At 63.7% G+C, this 17,060-nt stretch carries 18 protein-coding genes; 7 read left to right on the top strand and 11 right to left on the bottom strand.

The window, feature by feature from the left end; translation table 11 throughout:
• Positions 1–70: 70 nt before the first annotated feature.
• Positions 71–952 (bottom strand): alpha/beta hydrolase, encoded by an 882-nt coding sequence (locus ABAC460_RS30790; protein ID WP_023452469.1) that lies wholly within the window; start codon positions 950–952, stop codon positions 71–73.
• 80 nt (positions 953–1,032) lie between these two features.
• Between ABAC460_RS30790 and ABAC460_RS30795 the strand changes: the two genes are divergently transcribed.
• Positions 1,033–1,926 (top strand): LysR family transcriptional regulator, encoded by an 894-nt coding sequence (locus ABAC460_RS30795; protein ID WP_023452470.1) that lies wholly within the window; start codon positions 1,033–1,035, stop codon positions 1,924–1,926.
• Here ABAC460_RS30795 and ABAC460_RS30800 read toward each other — a convergent pair.
• Positions 1,923–3,872, bottom strand: coding sequence for a DNA/RNA helicase domain-containing protein (locus tag ABAC460_RS30800; RefSeq protein WP_023452471.1), 1,950 nt, complete (start codon positions 3,870–3,872; stop codon positions 1,923–1,925). The genes ABAC460_RS30795 and ABAC460_RS30800 overlap by 4 nt on opposite strands.
• A gap of 87 nt (positions 3,873–3,959) precedes the next feature.
• Between ABAC460_RS30800 and ABAC460_RS48165 the strand changes: the two genes are divergently transcribed.
• Positions 3,960–4,844 (top strand): CmcJ/NvfI family oxidoreductase, encoded by an 885-nt coding sequence (locus tag ABAC460_RS48165; RefSeq protein ID WP_023452472.1) that lies wholly within the window; start codon positions 3,960–3,962, stop codon positions 4,842–4,844.
• Between the two features lie 163 nt (positions 4,845–5,007).
• Entirely contained in the window at positions 5,008–5,886 is an 879-nt protein-coding gene (locus ABAC460_RS30810; RefSeq protein ID WP_023452473.1) for a bifunctional helix-turn-helix transcriptional regulator/GNAT family N-acetyltransferase, read from the top strand.
• A 4-nt stretch (positions 5,887–5,890) separates the two neighbouring features.
• Here ABAC460_RS30810 and ABAC460_RS48170 read toward each other — a convergent pair whose 3' ends face one another.
• The gene (locus ABAC460_RS48170; RefSeq protein WP_023452474.1) at positions 5,891–6,478 is read right to left on the bottom strand and encodes a YfbM family protein; all 588 of its coding nucleotides are present in this window, start codon (positions 6,476–6,478) and stop codon (positions 5,891–5,893) included.
• A gap of 174 nt (positions 6,479–6,652) precedes the next feature.
• Between ABAC460_RS48170 and fliI the strand changes: the two genes are divergently transcribed.
• From fliI to ABAC460_RS0124275, 4 genes are all read left to right on the top strand, one after another.
• Entirely contained in the window at positions 6,653–7,978 is a 1,326-nt protein-coding gene (gene fliI, locus ABAC460_RS30815) for a flagellar protein export ATPase FliI (protein WP_023452475.1), read from the top strand.
• Between the two features lie 65 nt (positions 7,979–8,043).
• On the top strand, positions 8,044–8,454 hold the full coding sequence (locus ABAC460_RS30820; protein ID WP_023452476.1) for a flagellar export protein FliJ: 411 nt from the start codon (positions 8,044–8,046) through the stop codon (positions 8,452–8,454).
• A gap of 101 nt (positions 8,455–8,555) precedes the next feature.
• Complete coding sequence (locus ABAC460_RS30825; protein WP_023452477.1) at positions 8,556–9,599, top strand: endo-1,4-beta-xylanase; 1,044 nt, start codon at positions 8,556–8,558, stop codon at positions 9,597–9,599.
• Positions 9,600–9,666: 67 nt separating this feature from the next.
• The gene (locus ABAC460_RS0124275) at positions 9,667–10,269 is read left to right on the top strand and encodes a TlpA family protein disulfide reductase (protein WP_081716461.1); all 603 of its coding nucleotides are present in this window, start codon (positions 9,667–9,669) and stop codon (positions 10,267–10,269) included.
• 14 nt (positions 10,270–10,283) lie between these two features.
• Here the strand turns inward: ABAC460_RS0124275 and ABAC460_RS30830 are convergent, their stop codons facing one another.
• From ABAC460_RS30830 to fliN, 8 genes are all read right to left on the bottom strand, one after another.
• On the bottom strand, positions 10,284–10,826 hold the full coding sequence (locus ABAC460_RS30830; protein ID WP_023452479.1) for a DUF4282 domain-containing protein: 543 nt from the start codon (positions 10,824–10,826) through the stop codon (positions 10,284–10,286).
• Positions 10,827–10,892: 66 nt separating this feature from the next.
• The gene (locus ABAC460_RS30835; protein ID WP_023452480.1) at positions 10,893–12,104 is read right to left on the bottom strand and encodes a type II toxin-antitoxin system HipA family toxin; all 1,212 of its coding nucleotides are present in this window, start codon (positions 12,102–12,104) and stop codon (positions 10,893–10,895) included.
• Positions 12,101–12,406, bottom strand: a complete 306-nt coding sequence (locus ABAC460_RS30840; RefSeq protein WP_023452481.1) for a helix-turn-helix domain-containing protein — start codon at positions 12,404–12,406, stop codon at positions 12,101–12,103. The genes ABAC460_RS30835 and ABAC460_RS30840 overlap by 4 nt, the downstream gene beginning before the upstream one ends.
• Positions 12,407–12,492: 86 nt before the next feature.
• Positions 12,493–12,744, bottom strand: a complete 252-nt coding sequence (locus tag ABAC460_RS30845; protein ID WP_023452482.1) for a hypothetical protein — start codon at positions 12,742–12,744, stop codon at positions 12,493–12,495.
• A 43-nt stretch (positions 12,745–12,787) separates the two neighbouring features.
• Entirely contained in the window at positions 12,788–14,857 is a 2,070-nt protein-coding gene (gene flhA / locus ABAC460_RS30850) for a flagellar biosynthesis protein FlhA (protein WP_369794083.1), read from the bottom strand.
• Positions 14,858–14,985: 128 nt separating this feature from the next.
• Complete coding sequence (locus ABAC460_RS30855) at positions 14,986–15,246, bottom strand: hypothetical protein (RefSeq protein WP_023452484.1); 261 nt, start codon at positions 15,244–15,246, stop codon at positions 14,986–14,988.
• Between the two features lie 113 nt (positions 15,247–15,359).
• Positions 15,360–16,730 carry a sigma-54-dependent transcriptional regulator FlbD gene (gene flbD / locus ABAC460_RS30860; protein ID WP_023452485.1) on the bottom strand — a complete coding sequence of 457 codons (1,371 nt, stop codon included), beginning with the start codon at positions 16,728–16,730 and terminating at the stop codon, positions 15,360–15,362.
• Complete coding sequence (gene fliN / locus ABAC460_RS30865; RefSeq protein ID WP_023452486.1) at positions 16,727–17,053, bottom strand: flagellar motor switch protein FliN; 327 nt, start codon at positions 17,051–17,053, stop codon at positions 16,727–16,729. The genes flbD and fliN overlap by 4 nt, the downstream gene beginning before the upstream one ends.
• Positions 17,054–17,060 lie beyond the last annotated feature (7 nt).

Here is a 17,060-nt window from a genome sequence, read left to right on the forward strand (position 1 = left end):
TTCGTAGGGAGGAGGGAGCTTGGCACTCCCAAATGCTATAACCCTGGTACAACGGAGTGGGAGATCACAGTTAGACCCGTTTTGTACCAAAGAAGGCGTCGATGGCGTCGGTGGCCGCGTTGATCAGGCGCGGGTCGTCGTAAAAATCGATCTGGCCCTGGGACTCCAGCCACAGCTGTTGCTTGTCACAGGTCAGGCGGGCGAAGAAGGCTTCGGCCAAAGCCGGCGCCAGGGCGTTGCGCGAATGGACGATCAGGGTTGGCACCCGGATATCGGCCGCCAGGGTCTGGACGTCGAAGTCCAGGGTATAGAGCCGCGACTGGACGGCGAAAGCGTTGACATAGTTGGGCACCTTGCCGCGCGGGGTGCCGTAGTAGTCATAGGCCTCCTTCAGCGGCATGGCGACATCACCGAGGTCTTCGGCGACGGCCGGGATGGTTTCGGCCTGACCCGTGGCGTCGAAGCGGGCCTGGGCGGTCTGGGCGCGGGTCTTGGCGGCGTCATAGCTCTCCCCCATCCAGGCGCGGGTCTTGTCGCGGTCGCTGTAGACCCCGGCGACGCCGGCAAAGCCGGTGAAGCGCGGGTCGTGGGCTACGGCATGGGCCATGTAGCCGCCGCCGGCGCAGACACCGACGCCATAGACCTTTTGGCCCGCCAGTTCGGGCCGCGCCAGCAGGGCGGTGACGGCCGCGGAGACGTCTTCGGCCTTGGCATAGGGGTTTTCGAGCTGGCGCGGGACGCCGCCGCTTTCGCCGAAGGTGCGGTGGTCGAACGCCAGGGCTGTGTAGCCCCGCTCCGCCATCGCCCGGGCATAGACGCCCGCGGCCTGCTCCTTGACAGAGGTCAGGGGACCGGTGGTGACGACGATGCCTTTGGAGGCCGTGTCGGGCACATACAGGTCGCCGACCAGTTCGATATCGTGGCTGGTAAAGGTGAAACGGGTTTTCGGCATGGTCATCCTCCGGTTGAGAGCCTTATCTAGGAAACGCCCCGCCATTGCTCAAATGGATATTCGGAACTATCTCTATTCACATGGTGAATATTGCAGCCTTCGATCTGAATCTGCTCAAGGTGCTGGCAGCGGTGCTGGAGCATCGCAGCCTGTCGCGCGCGGCCACGGCCATCGGGCTCAGCCAGCCGGCCACCAGCAATGCCCTGGGCCGGTTGCGGCTGGCGCTGAAGGATCCGCTGTTGGTTCGGCGCGGCCACGTCATGTATCCGACGCCGCTGGCCGAGAGCCTGCTACCGCAGGTGCGCCGGGCGCTTGACGATATCGCGGCGGCGCTCAATCCCGAGGCCGGGTTCGATCCGGCGCGCCAGGCGCGGCGCTTCCGCATCCTGGCCAATGACTATGCCGCGACCACGGTTCTCCTTAAGCTGTTGGCGCAGGTTTCGGCCTGGCCGGTTTCGTTCGAAATCCTGCCGTTCGAGGACCGGTTCGAAGAACGGCTGAACCAGGCCGATTACGACCTGGCCATCCGTGACGACTGGGCAATGCGGACGTGGGCGTGGCGCGAGACGATCGGCGAGGATGAACTGACCGGCATCTGTCGCGTGGATCACCCGCGCATCGGCGCGGCGCCGAGCCTGGATCAGTTCCTGGCCGAGCGGCATGTGTTGATTTCACCGACCGGCGCCAGTGTCGGCATGGTCGATGCCTGGCTGCGCGACCGGGGGCTGACGCGGCACATCGACACCTACCTGCCGCAGTTCGCCGCCGCGCCGGCCCTGATCGCCGGCAGCGACCGCGTCATGTGCCTGGCCCGGTCCATCGCCGAGCATTTCGCGCCGGCCTATGCGATCCGGACCTTCGCCCTGCCCCTGCCGCCCCAGCGGTTTCACCTGGCCATGGCCTGGCATCCCCGCGCGGCGAACGATCCGGCGGGGCTGTGGCTGCGAGACCGGGTAAAGGCCGCGGCGGGTTAGCCAAGCTGCGGCAGACCGCACGCCCGCAGGAAGTCATAGGTGCCGTCATAGAAGGCCGGCGGGCGGGTCGGATCGGCTTCGTCGCCGCGCGGCACGAAGATCACCATGCCCTGGCGCGCCCGGGTCAGGATGACGCGATAGGCGTTTTTGAGATACAGGCGCCGCATCGGGTCGTTAATCTGTTGCCAGCGCGTGCCTTTGAAGCTTTGGGCGCGCCAGTCGTCGAGGTAGCGGAAATCGGCGTCCCAGCACACCGCCATCCAGTCCAGCTCCAGGCCCTGGACATCGAATTCGGTGGCGACCTCTTCGAGGTAGAAGGACGAGCGGACATCGCTGCGGTCGTTGAGGAACCACACCGGCGGGTCGATGCCGGCCTTGATGTGCAGGCCTTCCGGACGCAGGCGATGGGCGCCCGACGACGCGACCAGACCGTAGCGTTCCGAGCCGCGCGCCTGTTGCCGCAGCCAGTCGCGCGCCTGATCGAGGTCGCGGGTCAGCACGAGGGGATAGTGGTCCAGCCGGGCATGGGCGGCGCGGGCGGCCTCGGCATCGCCGTTCAGGAGGTGCGAGATAAAGTCCGACAGGGTCTCGGCGCGGAAGGAGCGCATGGAGACCCCGAGGTGCAGGTCGTCGTGGAGGGTCACCTGGTCGCCTGAGATGAAATCGCGGGCGTCGTGGTTGAGGTCGTAGTCGGGCTGGACGATCTGAGCCGAGGCATGGACCTGCCAGTGCGGGAAGCGGTCGCGGATGGCGGCCATCCATTCCGACAGGCCGGCCTCGCCGACATTGATCTCCTGGCCGCCGCCGACCAGGCAGACCACCGCGCACCAGTCGGGATGGCGGTCCATGACACCAAGCAGGAATTCGGGCTCGGACATGTCGAAATCGGCGACGGCGCGTTTGGTCTGCATGAATTTCGACGCCTGGGCGCGGGTCCAGGCGCGCTGGGCTTCGTCGAAGATGACGATGTGGTCGGACGGTGGGCCTTCGTCACGGACATATTCGTCGCGGAAGTGGTGGATGTTCTGGATAAAGGCGTGGACGTTGCGGTGAGCGTCGGACTTCCTGGCGTTGCTGCGTGAGGCGTAGTCGCGCGCCAGGGCTTCCCGCAGGACGTCGACCAGGGGACCGTTGCCCGACAGGAAGGTGGCGTGCTGGTCGTCGCGGCTGGCGCTGCGTTGGGTGGCGACGTTCAGCCCGGCCAGGGTTTTGCCGGCGCCGGGCACGCCGGTGACGAAGCAGACGGCCTTTGTGCCTTGCGCGCGGCAGGCGTCGATGACGGTGTTGAGCACGGTCTGGGTGCGACCCAGGTTGATGGCGTCGGCGTCGCTGCGGGTAATGTCAGTGACGGCGTGGGTGGCGTAGAGATGGGTTGCCGCCTGGATGATGGTCGGGGTCGGACGATAGCCGCTGCTCAGCCATTGGGCGGTGTCGACCTCGTTGTTGTGGCCGCGGCTGATCAGGCGGATGGCCTGAGCCAGGTCGGCGACGGCGATCAACAAAGGTTTCGCCACCTGGTCGAGCGCCAGTTCCAGTTGGTAGGGTTTGGACTCCGTCACCCAGGTCGGCACGAGGATCGGCACGATCGACAGGTGGTGGCTGCCGTGGTGGAAGTTCTTCAGGTCCAGGGCGTAGTCCTCGACCTGCTCGATGGCATGGCGGTCGTACTGGTCGGAACCAACCTTGAACTCGATGACGAAGACGCAGCCCCGCACGACCAGCACCACGTCGGCACGCTTGCCCATGCGCGGGATGGCGAACTCGAAATGGAGGGTGAAGTCGTCTTCGTCGAGGAGGGCGGTCTGCAAGACCCGGATTTGTTGCTGCCAGGCGCGTTTCTGTTCCAGGTCGAGCGCGAAATGATGGCCGCGCGTCAGCTCGCCCAGGATATGGTCAGGCGTGTCGGCGTAGAATTTGTCGCGATCGGCGGAGTAGTAGGCGCGCATTCTTCCCCCTGGTGGTGTTTGTTAGACCAGGTCACGCCGGCCTTGCCAAGCTGTATCGCCACCCCAATCTAGGAACAGGAGGCTGCCATGACCGTCGAAACCACCCTGAACGGCTTTATCCGCCGCGACCTGAAACCGGATGGCCCGGTGCAGATCCGCATCAAGCCGCCGTTCGATTCCATGCCGTGGGCGGAGACGCCGCCGGTGACCATCCACGATGCGCGGGTGTTGCAGGCCGGGCGGGATGAAGCGAAGTTCCTGGATGCGCAGGGGTTTGTGCTGCTGGACCATGTGTCGGCAGTCCACGACTGGGATGCCGGTGGCGCGGCGCCTTTGGAGAAGAACGAGATTGCCCGCGTCTATATGCCCGAGGTCGATAGGCTGATCCGGGAGCGGTTGATGCCGGGCCAGCGGCTGGAGGTCGAACAGGGGCCGTTTTTGATCCGGCGGGGGCCCAATACCGGGAATATCTACGCCAACGGGGTGCATCAGGACTATGGTTTGACGCCGGATGACTATCAGGAAAGTTTGGAGGCGTTTTCGTCGCCCGAGTATGCTGCGACGTGGCGTGAGCGGTTCGACCGGCCGGAGGTGGCGGGGTTCGTGGTGCTCGATTTCTGGCGGCCGGTCTATATGGAAAGGCCGCTGCGGCATATGCCGCTGGCGGTGTGCGATCCGCATTCGATCGCCATGGAGGATGTGGTGCCGGCGGCCTTGGTCGGGTTTGCCCCGTCGGGCAAGAATACCAATCAGTTGTCGCTGAAATACAGTCCGGAGCAGAGGTGGTGGTACTATCCCGGCATGACCACTGGTGAAGTGCTGGTGTTCAAACTGTTCGAATATTTCAAGGATGGCCGCCGGAGCGGGCTGCAGACCTGTTTCCATACGGCGTTCACCGATCCGGGAACGCCGGAGGACGCCGAACCACGGCAGAGCTGCGAGCATCGGGTCGGGGTGTTTGTGATGGACTAAATCTTCTTCGCGTCTTCGCGTCTTCGCGTGAAACCTTCTTTCTTCATGGTGCTCCGGACACACCGTCACGCCGGAACAGTCGCATAAAATTTCACGCGAAGACGCGAAGGAGAAAAGGAGCGCATGTCTTGCCTTCGCAAATTTACCTGACTAAAGTCAGATAATGTTAAATCAAATCGACCAGGTTCGCCGTTTCAACCGTATCGTCTCCCAGCGGGCGGGGACGCTCGACCAGAGCTATCTCGGTCAGGGGCGGCCTCTGGGTGAGGCAAGGCTGCTGTTCGAAGTCGGCCATGACGGCGGCAATGCCCGTGAGCTGCGCGATCGGCTGGGGTTGGATTCTGGGTATTTAAGCCGTTTGCTGCGGGCGCTGGAAAGCCAGGGGATGATCACAGTGACGCCTTCGGAGGCGGATCGGCGCGTGCGCGATGTCCGGTTGACCGAAGCCGGCCGGGCACAGGTCGAGACCTATGACCGGCTGTCGGACGATCTGGCGTCGTCGATCCTGGCGCCGCTGGATGAACGGCAGAAGCTGAAGCTGGTCGAGGCGATGGCGCAGGTCGAGCGCTTGTATCGCGCGGCGGCCGTGACCGTGTCGGCGGAGTCGCCGGCGACGGTGGATGCGCGGGGGTGTGTCGATCTGTATATCCGCGAACTGAACCAGAGGTTCGATACGGGCTATGATCCGGATACCGCCGGGCCTTTGGACGACAGCGAGTTTCTGCCACCGGATGGCGTGTTCGTGGTGGCGCGGCTGGACGGCAAGGCCATCGGTTGCGGTGGTTTGAAGCGATTGGATTTTGAGACGGGTGAGATCAAGCGGCTGTGGGTATCACCGGAGGCTCGCGGGTTGGGATTGGGCCGGCGGCTGCTTTGTGAGTTGGAAGGTTTGGCGCAACAAAGGGGTATGGCGAAGGTCTGCCTTGATACCAACGGGACTTTGGTTGAGGCTCAGGCACTGTATCATGCTCAGGGGTATGTCGAGGTGGCGCCGTATAACGACAATCCGTACGCACAGCATTGGTTTGAAAAGACGGTTTGATTATTCAGGTCATAGCGCAGATCATGCCCAAGCCGTGATCCGTGCATTTGCGGCAATAAGCACGAAGGCTATCGAAGACGTCGCCGAATTCCGCCTTGAGATCGTCCAGGTCTTCGTCCCAGATGTCGGGATAGATGTCATTTTCCCGCATTTTCGCCGGGATCAGACGTTCCAGAAAAGCCGCGCGGTCCAGCGCGTCGAGGAAACGGGTGAAGTCGGCCGTTTGCGACACGCTCAACGCATTGGCGGGACCATAGCCGACATCCTCCTCACCGATCGGCTCATCGCCGAGCAGGCTGGCTGCGGGCAGGTCGCCGCCATCGGGATCGCCCGACAACATGAAGTGCAGCCCGTGCCAGAGCTTGAAGGCTTTGAATTCGTCGTCGAATGGGTAGACATCAAAGGGGATTTCGACCCGCGGCGGTTCAGGCGGCAGGTCCAGTTGGCGCGCAATGGACGCCTGTTTTGCCAGGTATTCCGCGCTGCGGGCCGGGCGGCCTTTTTCCAGAAATGCATGAATAGCTGCAGGCGTTTCGTGCAGTCGTGCGATATCCGTACTCGATGCGCGCTTTAGTGTCAGATTGATGCTCATGGTCGCCCCGTTCGAAGATGGCCTTGATACACGAAAGAAAGGCGCCCAACCACCACATCTCCTCCTTCGTTTCACTCAGTCGTCGTCCGCTCCCCCTCCCCGCGCAGGCGCAGGGAGGTATAAGAAAAGGAGGCGTTAACCAATCTTAAGGCGTCGTTCACTATAATCGCCGGCATGTTGGATCTCGTTCAGATCGCCAAGACCGTCGAACCCCTGCGCGTCTATGGCCGGGTCGCCGTCGTCAATGGCCTCCTCATCGAAGCCAAGGGCGGGCTGTCCTACATGCAGGTCGGGGCGCGCTGCGAAATCATCCGCCGCAATGAACCGCCCCTCCCCGTCGAAGTCGTGGGCTTCCGCGAAGACCGCGCCCTCATGATGCCCTTCGGACCCGTCGAAGGCGTCACGCCCGGCGCCGAAATCCGTATCTCCGCCGAAGGCTCCAAGGTGTTTCCGACCACCGCCTGGCTGGGGCGGATTGTCGACAGTTTCGGCACCGCCATCGACAGCCACGGCCCCCTGCCCCAGGGTCCGGACGGCTATCTGCTGAAAGCCGCGCCGCCGGCTGCCCATACCCGCGCCCGGGTCGGGGAGCGGTTGAATCTCGGCGTGCGCGCCATGGATGTCTTCACCACCTGCTGCCGCGGCCAGCGCCTGGGCGTTTTCGCCGGCTCCGGCGTCGGCAAGTCGGTGCTGCTGTCCATGCTGGCCCGCGAAGCCACCTGTGACGCCGTCGTCGTCGGGTTGATCGGCGAACGCGGCCGTGAAGTGCGCGAATTCATCGAAGAGACCTTGGGGCCCGAGGGCTTGAAACGCGCCATCGTCGTGGTCGCCACCTCGGACGAGCCGGCGCTGAAGCGGCGCCAGGCCGCCTATATGACCTTGGCGCTGGCCGAGTTCCTGCGCGACCAGGGGCTGGAAGTTTTGTGCCTGATGGACTCGGTGACGCGCTTCGCCATGGCCCAGCGCGAGATCGGGCTGGCCACGGGTGAGCCGCCGACCACCAAGGGCTATACCCCCACCTGTTTCGCCGAGCTGCCCAAGCTTTTGGAGCGCGCCGGGCCGGGACCGGTGCTGGAGGACGGCACCCAGGCCGGGCCTATCACCGCTTTGTTCACCGTCCTGGTCGACGGTGACGATCACAACGAGCCGATCGCCGATGCCGTGCGCGGTATCCTGGATGGGCACATCGTGATGAGCCGGGGGATTGCCGAGCGCGGGCGTTTCCCCGCCATCGACGTGCTGAAGTCGATCTCGCGGACCATGCCCGACTGTCAGACCATCCCCGAACGCGAGGTCGTCCGCCAGGCGCGCAAGGTGTTGTCGGCCTATACCAACATGGAAGAGTTGATCCGCATCGGCGCCTATCGCACCGGCGCCGACCCCGATGTCGACCGGGCCATCCTGCTGAACCCGGCGGTCGAGGATTTTCTGCGCCAGGGTAAGGATGAATACACACCTCTTGACGAGTCCTTTACCCTTTTGGCGGAAATCTTAAGCTAGGCTTGATTATAGGCGCGAACCGCCTCAAGTCGGGCAGCGAACCGATTTTCGCAGGAGCGTAGACCATGACGAAGTGGGCCAAATCCCTTATCCGCCTTTCCACCTTCGAAGTCGAAACGCTGCAGAAACGCCTGGCCGAGGTGGTCACACGCCGCACCCATGTCGAGATGAAGGTCGCCACCCTGGACGCCGAATTCGAACTGGAATGCGTCAAGGCTGGCAACGATGTCGGCATGGCCTACAGCCTCAACGCCTATAAGCGCGGCCATAAGGTCCGCCGCGACGACGCGATTGCCGAGCTGGAACTGATCGCCCGTGAAGAAGACGGGGTCCGCGACCAGCTGGGCCTGGCCTTCGAAGACCTGAAGAAGTTCGAGCATGTCGCCGAGGTCACCAAGCTGCGCCGGGAAGAGGCCTTCAAGAAGGCCGAAAACGCCGCGCTGGACGAAGCCGCCTTGCGTATGAAACGTGCGTGATGCCGATGGCATCACGCATTTTTTAGCTCAAGCGCCGCATGGCTCCTCGCATAAGCTCGGACGGGCAGTCGCCCTTGCCAGGCCGCTCACGGCCTGGAAGGATGGATCGGCGCGCGCTGTTGGCGGGCGCCGGTGCCCTTGTCTTGACCACGCCGGCCTGTGCGGCCTATCCGCCCCAGGTGCCGGCGCTTAAATCCGTAGCCCCCTACCCGCTTGGCGTCGCCGCGCGCCATCTCCACCTGGCCGATCCGGACTGGGCGAAGCTCGCTGTCGCCAACTTCTCCCAGCTCACCGCCGAGTGGGAGATGAAGATGGAATATATGCTGCGCGACGACGGGTCGCTGCAATTCGACCGCGCCGATGCCCTGGCCGCGTTCGCGCGCAAATACGGCATGAAGGTCCATGGCCATACCCTGGTGTGGTATGCCCAGGACGGGCTGACGTTCCAGCGGCTGAAGGGCGATCCGGACGCGTTTCTGAATGCCTATGTCGGCTATATCCAAAAGGTGATGGGACGGTATCGCGGCATCGTCCGCGGCTGGGACGTGGTCAATGAGCCCGTGTGGAACGACGGGCGGGGGCTGCGGCCGTGCCTGTGGCGTGAGGTGCTGGGCGACGACTATATCGGGTTGGCGTTCGAGGCGGCGCGGCAGGCCGATCCGGCGGCCGTGCTGTTTTTGAACGACTATAATCTGGAGCTGACCCCGGCCAAGCGGACGACCTTTTTGCGGCTATGCGAGACGCTGCTGAAGAACGGCGCACCGCTGCAGGGCATTGGCACGCAGATGCATATCAGCGCGGACCTGGCGCCGGGCGCCGTGACGACGGCGATCCGCGACATCGCCTCACTGGGTTTGCAGGTGCATGTTTCGGAGCTGGATATCTCGCTGCGGGGCGATCCGCTCGCCAATGTGGTCGAGCCAAGGCTGAACCAGTTGAAGGTCTTCGAAGCGGTGATTGCGGCCTATAACGACGTGCCGGCGGTGCAGCGGTACGGCCTGACCGTGTGGAGCCTGCGCGACAAGGATTCGTGGCTCAATTCGGCGCGCGAACGCAAGGGGCCGATCCCCGACGAACCGGCCCTGTTCGATGATCGCGGCCGGCCGAAGGCCATGGCCGAGCGGTTCGTGGCGATGATGCGCTGATCGACGCGGGTTGACTCGCAGAGGCTTCTGGTCAGAATAGGTCCGTTGCGCCTTTGGGGAGGGAGCTATGGCTCGAGGCAGGATCGTATGGGCTGCGGCCGTCATGGCGGCCATGGTCGTGGGGGTTACCGGATGCGCGACCGCCGGTCGGGACCCGGCGCATGAAGCGGCCAGGCCACCCCAGGAAGGCCCGCTGAAGGGCTATGCGACGGGTGCCCTGTCCCATCTCGAAACCTTTGAGACGCCCCGCCCGCTGGTCGAGGTTCCGCTTTTTGACAAGGACCAGCAGCCGGTACGGCTGGACGACCTGCGCGGCGACGTCGTGGTGGTCCATATCTGGGCCACCTGGGTGGCGCCTTCGCGCTTCGAAGTGCCGAAACTGGCGCAGGTGCAGCAGCGCTACGCCGGACGGGGGTTGCGCGTCGTTCCGGTCAGTGTCGATACGCCGGACCAATCCGGTAACGCCAACGCGTTCATGCAGCAGAATCCGCCGCTGGAGGCCTGGTTCGCCCCGGACCTCAGTTCCGCAATGACCGAGTGGGGCGTCTGGGGGTTACCGGCGACGATTTTCCTCGACCGCGAAGGACGTGAAGTGGCCAGGATCGACAGTCAGGTCGACTGGAATACGCCGGAAGTCACAGCCCTGCTGGACCGGCTGGTCGCGGATTAGGTCGCCGGCAGGCGTCAGATGTCGCGGCGTTCGAAGCGCGGGCGGAAGAAGGGATCTTCGAGGATGTTGCGTTCGTCGTCCACGGTCGGCGCTTGTCCTGGCGTTGAGGCCGGAGCCGCCGCCTGTTCCGTCTGGACGTCGTACTCGGCCTCGGCCTCGGCGCGCGGTTGGGGTTGGGGCTGAGGGGCAGCCTGGGTGTTCGGCTGCTCCAGCTTTTCCTGATAGGCGCGCAGGGCGCTCAAATCCTCGGCGATGCTTAAGACCGCCAGGAAGAATTCGCACGCCGCACGCCACAGCATGATGCAGATCAGGATCGACAGCCAGCCGATGATCAGAACCGGCAGGGACAGGACCCAGCCCATGACCGAGCCGTCCTTGATCGCCTGGCCGATGGCCACGCCCAGCACGCCGCAGGCCGAGATGAGCAGCAGCCCCAGGCCGCACCAGTAGATGATATGAACGATCGGCTTGGACAGCAGGCGGTTGAAGGTGAACAGGTCCAGCCAGATGTCGCGCGGCCGTGTCGAGCCGAAGACTTGTCGGATAACCTGTTTCATGTACCTAGCCTTATACGCGAATTGGGCGAACTGTGTTCGTCTAGAAGGCGCTATGTCGCGGAAATGTCAAGGGGTTTGCAGGCGTTGGCCGATCAGATCCGCCATTGTATCCGTCACGCCCGCCGCCGCCGCGAAATCCCGCCATCGGCGAACCGCGGTGTCGACCTGTTCCAGAATCACTTCGGCGGATTTCACTCCATGCTTTTGGGCGAGTCGACGCAGATGTACCATGCCCGGTGCGCGCCCCTCCCCCATTACGGTCGTGCTCTGCTCGCCGCCCGGCCCCGCGGAGAAGGTCAGATCGTAGGCCGGCGACAGCCGCCATTCACCACCGGCGTCCATGAGAAAGGCGAAGTTCTTGCTGTGGTCATCCCGGTTGTGAGCCAGCACATTGAAACAGGCCAGGGCGAAGGCGCGCTCCATCTCACGCATGTCGCGGGTCAGGCCGGCGGTGACACGCAGGACCATATCATAGTCCAGGCTTGGGACCCGGTGATCGGCATGGAGCAATCCGCACAGGGAGTGCATGTGCACGCGCCGGCCTTCCTGGCGGTCGAAGCGTTGGATGCCGAAATAGCCCCCTTTGCCCGTCAGGAACAGATGGGTGGGCGGCATGTCCAGACCTGCTGCACGTGCCATCAGGCTGTAGGCATATTCGACGGCGCCGATGTCATCCGGGTCGCCCTGCGCGGCGAACTTGATTAGCCAGGGTTCCAGACCATCACCGGATTGGGCGGAAATCCGGTGGCGATCCGGGCTGACGCCGACGGTGATTTTCGGCCGCGCCCCCTGGGACGATCCATTCAGAGCCAGCAAAGAATCGATAACGGTTTCGGCTTCTCCCGAAAGCACCGCCCGGGCGTCATGGGCGAGACTGTCCAGATCGACGACCGAGGGCCGGTCGGCTTCACTCAGGTCGGGTTCATAGACCAGAGCGCCCATGCCATCGCCACCGACAAAAGCCAGCCGGTCCAAAGCCGTCAGGGTCCTGTGGTCGATACCCTGCGCCCGCGCGCGGCGATCCAGCAAAAGCCGGCCCCAGCCGTCGGGCAGACTGTCATTGAACAGCCCGAACAGGCCTTCGAAACCGTCATCCGCCGTCCTTATACCAAGCCCCAAAGGTAATTTGTACGGGGAAAGCTCCAGGCCAGTGGTGACGAAGTCCGGATCATATTCAAATCGGATGCGCCGGTCTCGCAAGCCCAGCCGGCCGACGCGGCGACGCTCGGGACCGCTGTCGAGAAAGACATTCAGCGCATTCGACGGCGAGAAGGTCATGTGCGCCGCCCCCGGCGGGGAGGTGGCCCCTCATCGAAATCATCAAGAGTCCGTTGCGACGGAGGCGCCAGGGTTTCGGCGAAGCGGTGAAAGTCGTCCAGACGCCCCAGCACCAGGGCCAGGCGCAGCAGACTGTCGAAATTAATCTGGCCGTTCGTTTCGAAACGTTTGAGCGATCCAAGACTTACGCCTGATCGCATAGCCAGCCCCTCCTGGGTGAGACCGGAGGCCAGACGCAAAGCTTTGAACCGTTGGCAGACTTCCGTCAGGACGTCTTGAGGCGTATAGAGAGATATAGCCAATATATTATCCCTTATAGCCTAAAACATACCATAATGGATAACATATTATCTGTTAAATGAAAAGGACCACAAGCCTTTCCAGCCGGCTATGGCTTGCGCGATGTGGCGTAGACCAGGATGCTAAATCCGAAAAACAGAGCCATCTGGCCCAAAAACCACGGTTGGGTATCACCTCCGGCCGCCTCGATACGTTTGGTGTAGACCAGAAGGCCGATAAAGGCGGCAAAAAAACAGAGGGTAAGGCCCCAGCCCACGGGACTCCACGGCCATACGCGCCCCCAATGGCGGGCAAACCAGGCCCGCTTCGGTGATTTACCGTCCAGCTTGTTCTGATCCATGCGCCCCTCCGTCACGGAAGGTTAACACAAAGCGCGGCCTTGCCTAGACCTGACCAACGGTCTTCAGGCGCACCTTCGGGTGGATTTCATTCTGGCTCATCACCACCGTGTTGGCGCGGAAGCGTTCGATGATCGAGCGCACGAACGGACGGATCTGCGGCGAGGTTAGAAGCACCGCTACCTCGCCGTTCATCGACACGCGTTCGAACACGTCGCGGACCGAGCGGATGAACTCCTGCAGGTGCGACGGCGCCATGGTCAGCTGGCGGTCCTCGCCCTGACCGACCAGCGACGCCGAGAAGGCGTTCTCCCAGTCGTGCGACAGGGTGACGATCGGCAAGGCGCCGTCGTCGCCGCGGTTCTGCCAGCATAGCTGGCGCGCCAGGCGCGAACGGACGTGTTCGACCATCTGGCTGATAGACTTGGTGTGCGAGGCGATCTCGCCCAGGGCTTCCAGGATGGCCGGCAGGTCGCGGATCGAGACGCGCTCCTTCAACAGGGCCTGCAGCACGCGTTGCACCGTCGCCGTCGAGACCACGGTCGGGACCAGGTCGTCGACCAGCTTCTTGTCGTCGCCTGGAATGTCGCGCAGCAGCTTGGTTAGCTCGGCGTAGGACAGCAGGTCGGACATGTTGTCCTTTAGGATCTCGGTCAGGTGCGTGGTGATCACCGTGGCCGGATCGACGATGGTATAGCCCAAAAAGGTCGCCTCTTCGCGCAGGGCGTTGTCGATCCAGGTCGCCGGCAGGCCGAAGGCCGGCTCCTTCATGTGTTCACCCGGCAGCTCGACCTGGCGGCCGGACGGGTCCATGGCCATCAGGGCGCCGATGCGGACTTCGCCGGCGCCGGCCTCCATCTCCTTGATGCGGACGCAGTAACCCTGATTGGCCAGGCGCATATTGTCGAGGATGCGTACCGACGGCATGATGAAGCCGTACTCCTGGGCTAGGGTACGGCGCAAAGCCTTGATCTGATCGGTCAGTTTTCGCCCGTCCAGGTCGTTGATCAGGCCCAGAAGCCCCAGGCCCAGCTCGATCTTGACGTCGTCGATGGCCAGGGCCGCCGAGATGGGTTCCTCTTCCGGCGGCAAGAGGCTTTGTTCGGTGGCGGCGATTTCCTGGGGTGTCGGCGGTTTCGGCGCCCGGCCGACCTTCCAGGCCAGCAGGCCGGTAGCGATGGCGATGGCGGCGAAGAACAGGATCGGCATCCCGGGGATGAGGCCCATGACGCCCGAAGCCGCCGAAACCATGCCCAGCGCCACCGGATTCATGGCCAGTTGCGTGACCAGGGCCTTGTCGGCGGAACCGTCGACGCCGGCCTTCGACACCAGGAAGCCGGCGGCGATCGAGATGATCAGGGCCGGGATCTGGGTGACCAGGCCGTCACCGATGGTCAGCAGCAGGTAGGTCTGGGCGGCGACGCCGGCCTCCATGCCGTGCTGCAGGATGCCGATCAGCATGCCGCCGACGACATTGACCAGGGTGATGACGATACCGGCAACGGCATCGCCGCGCACGAACTTGGAGGCACCGTCCATGGCGCCGAAGAAGCCCGATTCCTGTTCGACCTCCTTGCGGCGGCGCTTGGCTTCCTCGGTGTCGATCAGGCCCGACGACAGGTCGGCGTCGATGGCCATCTGCTTGCCTGGCATGGAGTCCAGAGTAAAGCGGGCGGCGACTTCGGCGATACGGCCGGAACCCTTGGTGATGACGACGAAATTGACCAGCACCAGGATGGCGAACAGGATGCCCCCGATGATGTAGTTGCCCTGGGTCATCATGCTGCCGAAGGCATGGATAACCGCGCCGGCTGCCTCCTCGCCTTCCTGGCCGTGGGACAGGATGATCCGCATCGAGGTGATGTTCAGCGCCAGGCGGAACAGGGTGGTGACCAGCAAAACCGTCGGGAAGGAGCTGAAATCCAGCGGCTTCTTGATGAACAGGCCGGTCATCAGGATCAGGATGGCCGAGGTGATCGACAGGGCCAGCAGGATGTCCAGGATCAGCGGCGGCATCGGCAGGATCAGGATCACGATGATCGAGATCACGCCGACGGCCATGATGATGTCGCCGCGTTTGATCCACCCGAGGATTTCGGAGAACTTGAACGGCACGGCCGCAGCGTTTGCCACTAAAGGACTCCAGACGCGTCTACGGGAAAAACGGGCGCAGCTCCGCCAAGGGCAGAGCGCTAGGCAAAATCTACCCGGTCGATGGTGAACAAGCGGTTAAGAAGCGCCGGTTATCCGTCTGTAGGCTCGGGCTTGGGCTTGGGCGGGGGCGGACGGTCGCCGGTCAGGCCATCGATCTTGAGGTAGAATTGCGGACGTTTGTAACGGACGGCGGCGTAGCGCGGCGCATCATTGCCTTCGTCCCGTCCGTGCTGGAGCGCCGGGCGCTGGTTTTCGTCCCCGGTGTGAACGGAAACATCCGCCTTGCTGGCACGGGCCGACAGGCCCTTGGCGAGGGAAACCTCCGCGGGGCCGTGAGATTTCTGTCTCATAGGCTGCCTTTTCGCTTGAAACGCGATGCGGCATGACGATCACACGGCCCACGGTCGACTACATATGGGGACGATGGCAGGGTATTGATAGCCCTGCACCGAATTACCGCCCGTTATGCCGCGCTGGCGCCCGATTGCGGGGCCGGTACAGAGATGCCCGCCGCCGAGTATTCGTTCAGCTTGTTGCGCAAGGTCCGGATCGAAATCCCCAGGATATTCGCCGCATGCGTCCGGTTGCCCAAACAATGCGTCAGCGTATCCAGGATCAGCTTCTGTTCGACCTCGGCCACCGTCGAGCCGACGAAGGTGCGCGCCGCGCTCTCCGCCGCCAGGCTGACCCGGCCGACATAGTCCGAACCCACCGGCGCCACCGGATTCAACGGCTGGCCGTCCGGCAAACGGATGGCTTCGGCATCGATCTCGGAGCCCGACGACAACAACACCGCCCGGTGCATGGCGTTTTCCAGCTCACGGACATTGCCCGGCCACGGATGGGCCTGCAGCCGGCGCCGGGCCTCCAGACCAATCGGCTTGAGGGTAATGGCGTTAGCCTCGGAATATTTCTTGGCGAAGAAGTCCGACAGGGCGACAATGTCCGCCGGGCGTTCACGCAGCGGCGGGATCGCCAGGTTGATGACGTTCAGGCGGTACAGCAGGTCCTCGCGGAAGCTGCCGTCGCGCACCGCGGCCGCCAGGTTGCGGTTGGAGGTGGCCAGGACGCGGATATTGACCGGCACCGGCTTGGCGCCGCCGACGCGGTCGATGACCCGTTCCTGAAGCGCGCGCAGCAGCTTGGCCTGGAGGCGGGCGTCCATTTCCGAGATTTCGTCCAGCAGAAGCGTGCCGCCGTCGGCCTCTTCAAACTTGCCGATGCGCCGCGCCATGGCGCCGGTGAAGGCGCCCTTTTCGTGGCCGAACAGCTCGGATTCGAGTAGGTTGTCGGGAATGGCGGCGCAGTTGACCGAGATGAAGGGCTTGGTGGCGCGGCGCGACTTTTCATGGACGTAGCGTGCCATGACTTCCTTACCGACGCCGCTTTCGCCGGTGATCAGCACCGAGGCGTCAGAGCCCGCAACCTGGTCGGCCAGTTTCAGCACCGCCTGCATCGACGGATCGTTGGTGACCAGCGGCCGCGAGTCGTCCGACACGGCGGCCAGGACGGCGGCGATCAGCTCGGCGTCGGGCGGCAGCGGAATGAATTCCTTGGCCCCGGCGGTAATGGCGAACGCCGCCTTGCGCGGGTCCGGATTGACGCCGCAGGCGATCACCGTGATGAAGATATGCTCGCGCTCATTGGCCTCGATCAGGCTTTTGATATCGAGCTCGTAATCGACCATCAGCAGGTCGGCGCCCTGGCCACGGCGCAGCGCGTCGGTGGCTTGCGTCGGGGTATCGACATGGGCGACCTTGGCGCCGGTGTCCATGGCCATCTTGACCGCGACCGACAGCTGGCCGCTCAGCTTTCCTACGACTAGCAGTCTCATGAGTTGGAGTCCTCGCTCTTGATGATTTCCGTCATGGTTACGCCCAGGCGATCGTCCACCACGACCACTTCTCCGCGCGCCACCAGGCGGTTGTTGACATAGATATCGATCGCCTCACCGACCTTGCGGTCCAGTTCCAGCACGCTGCCGGCGCCCAGTTTCAGCAACTGCGACACCGACATGTAGGATTTGCCCAGCACGGCCGAGATGTTGACCGGCACATCGAAGACGGGGGCGAGATCGGCCGCGGCCTTGTCGCCTTCGTCGTCGTGGCCACCGTGTGGACCGGTATCCTCGAAATCTTCCAGACCCAGATCGGCCATGGGGTTT

The sequence above is a fragment of the Asticcacaulis sp. AC460 genome (assembly GCF_000495795.1).
In the GTDB taxonomy this organism is placed as follows: Bacteria; Pseudomonadota; Alphaproteobacteria; order Caulobacterales; family Caulobacteraceae; genus Asticcacaulis.

Excerpts from the sequence above, each read along its gene's own strand:
- ABAC460_RS30790 (WP_023452469.1), bottom strand. The coding sequence starts at position 952 with ATGCCGAAAACCCGTTTCACCTTTACCAGCCACGATATCGAACTGGTC.
- ABAC460_RS30795 (WP_023452470.1), top strand. The coding sequence starts at position 1,033 with ATGGTGAATATTGCAGCCTTCGATCTGAATCTGCTCAAGGTGCTGGCA.
- ABAC460_RS30800 (WP_023452471.1), bottom strand. The coding sequence starts at position 3,872 with ATGCGCGCCTACTACTCCGCCGATCGCGACAAATTCTACGCCGACACG.
- ABAC460_RS48165 (WP_023452472.1), top strand. The coding sequence starts at position 3,960 with ATGACCGTCGAAACCACCCTGAACGGCTTTATCCGCCGCGACCTGAAA.
- ABAC460_RS30810 (WP_023452473.1), top strand. The coding sequence starts at position 5,008 with ATGTTAAATCAAATCGACCAGGTTCGCCGTTTCAACCGTATCGTCTCC.
- ABAC460_RS48170 (WP_023452474.1), bottom strand. The coding sequence starts at position 6,478 with ATGAGCATCAATCTGACACTAAAGCGCGCATCGAGTACGGATATCGCA.
- fliI (WP_023452475.1), top strand. The coding sequence starts at position 6,653 with ATGTTGGATCTCGTTCAGATCGCCAAGACCGTCGAACCCCTGCGCGTC.
- ABAC460_RS30820 (WP_023452476.1), top strand. The coding sequence starts at position 8,044 with ATGACGAAGTGGGCCAAATCCCTTATCCGCCTTTCCACCTTCGAAGTC.
- ABAC460_RS30825 (WP_023452477.1), top strand. The coding sequence starts at position 8,556 with ATGGATCGGCGCGCGCTGTTGGCGGGCGCCGGTGCCCTTGTCTTGACC.
- ABAC460_RS0124275 (WP_081716461.1), top strand. The coding sequence starts at position 9,667 with ATGGCTCGAGGCAGGATCGTATGGGCTGCGGCCGTCATGGCGGCCATG.
- ABAC460_RS30830 (WP_023452479.1), bottom strand. The coding sequence starts at position 10,826 with ATGAAACAGGTTATCCGACAAGTCTTCGGCTCGACACGGCCGCGCGAC.
- ABAC460_RS30835 (WP_023452480.1), bottom strand. The coding sequence starts at position 12,104 with ATGACCTTCTCGCCGTCGAATGCGCTGAATGTCTTTCTCGACAGCGGT.
- ABAC460_RS30845 (WP_023452482.1), bottom strand. The coding sequence starts at position 12,744 with ATGGATCAGAACAAGCTGGACGGTAAATCACCGAAGCGGGCCTGGTTT.
- ABAC460_RS30855 (WP_023452484.1), bottom strand. The coding sequence starts at position 15,246 with ATGAGACAGAAATCTCACGGCCCCGCGGAGGTTTCCCTCGCCAAGGGC.
- flbD (WP_023452485.1), bottom strand. The coding sequence starts at position 16,730 with ATGAGACTGCTAGTCGTAGGAAAGCTGAGCGGCCAGCTGTCGGTCGCG.
- fliN (WP_023452486.1), bottom strand. The coding sequence starts at position 17,053 with ATGGCCGATCTGGGTCTGGAAGATTTCGAGGATACCGGTCCACACGGT.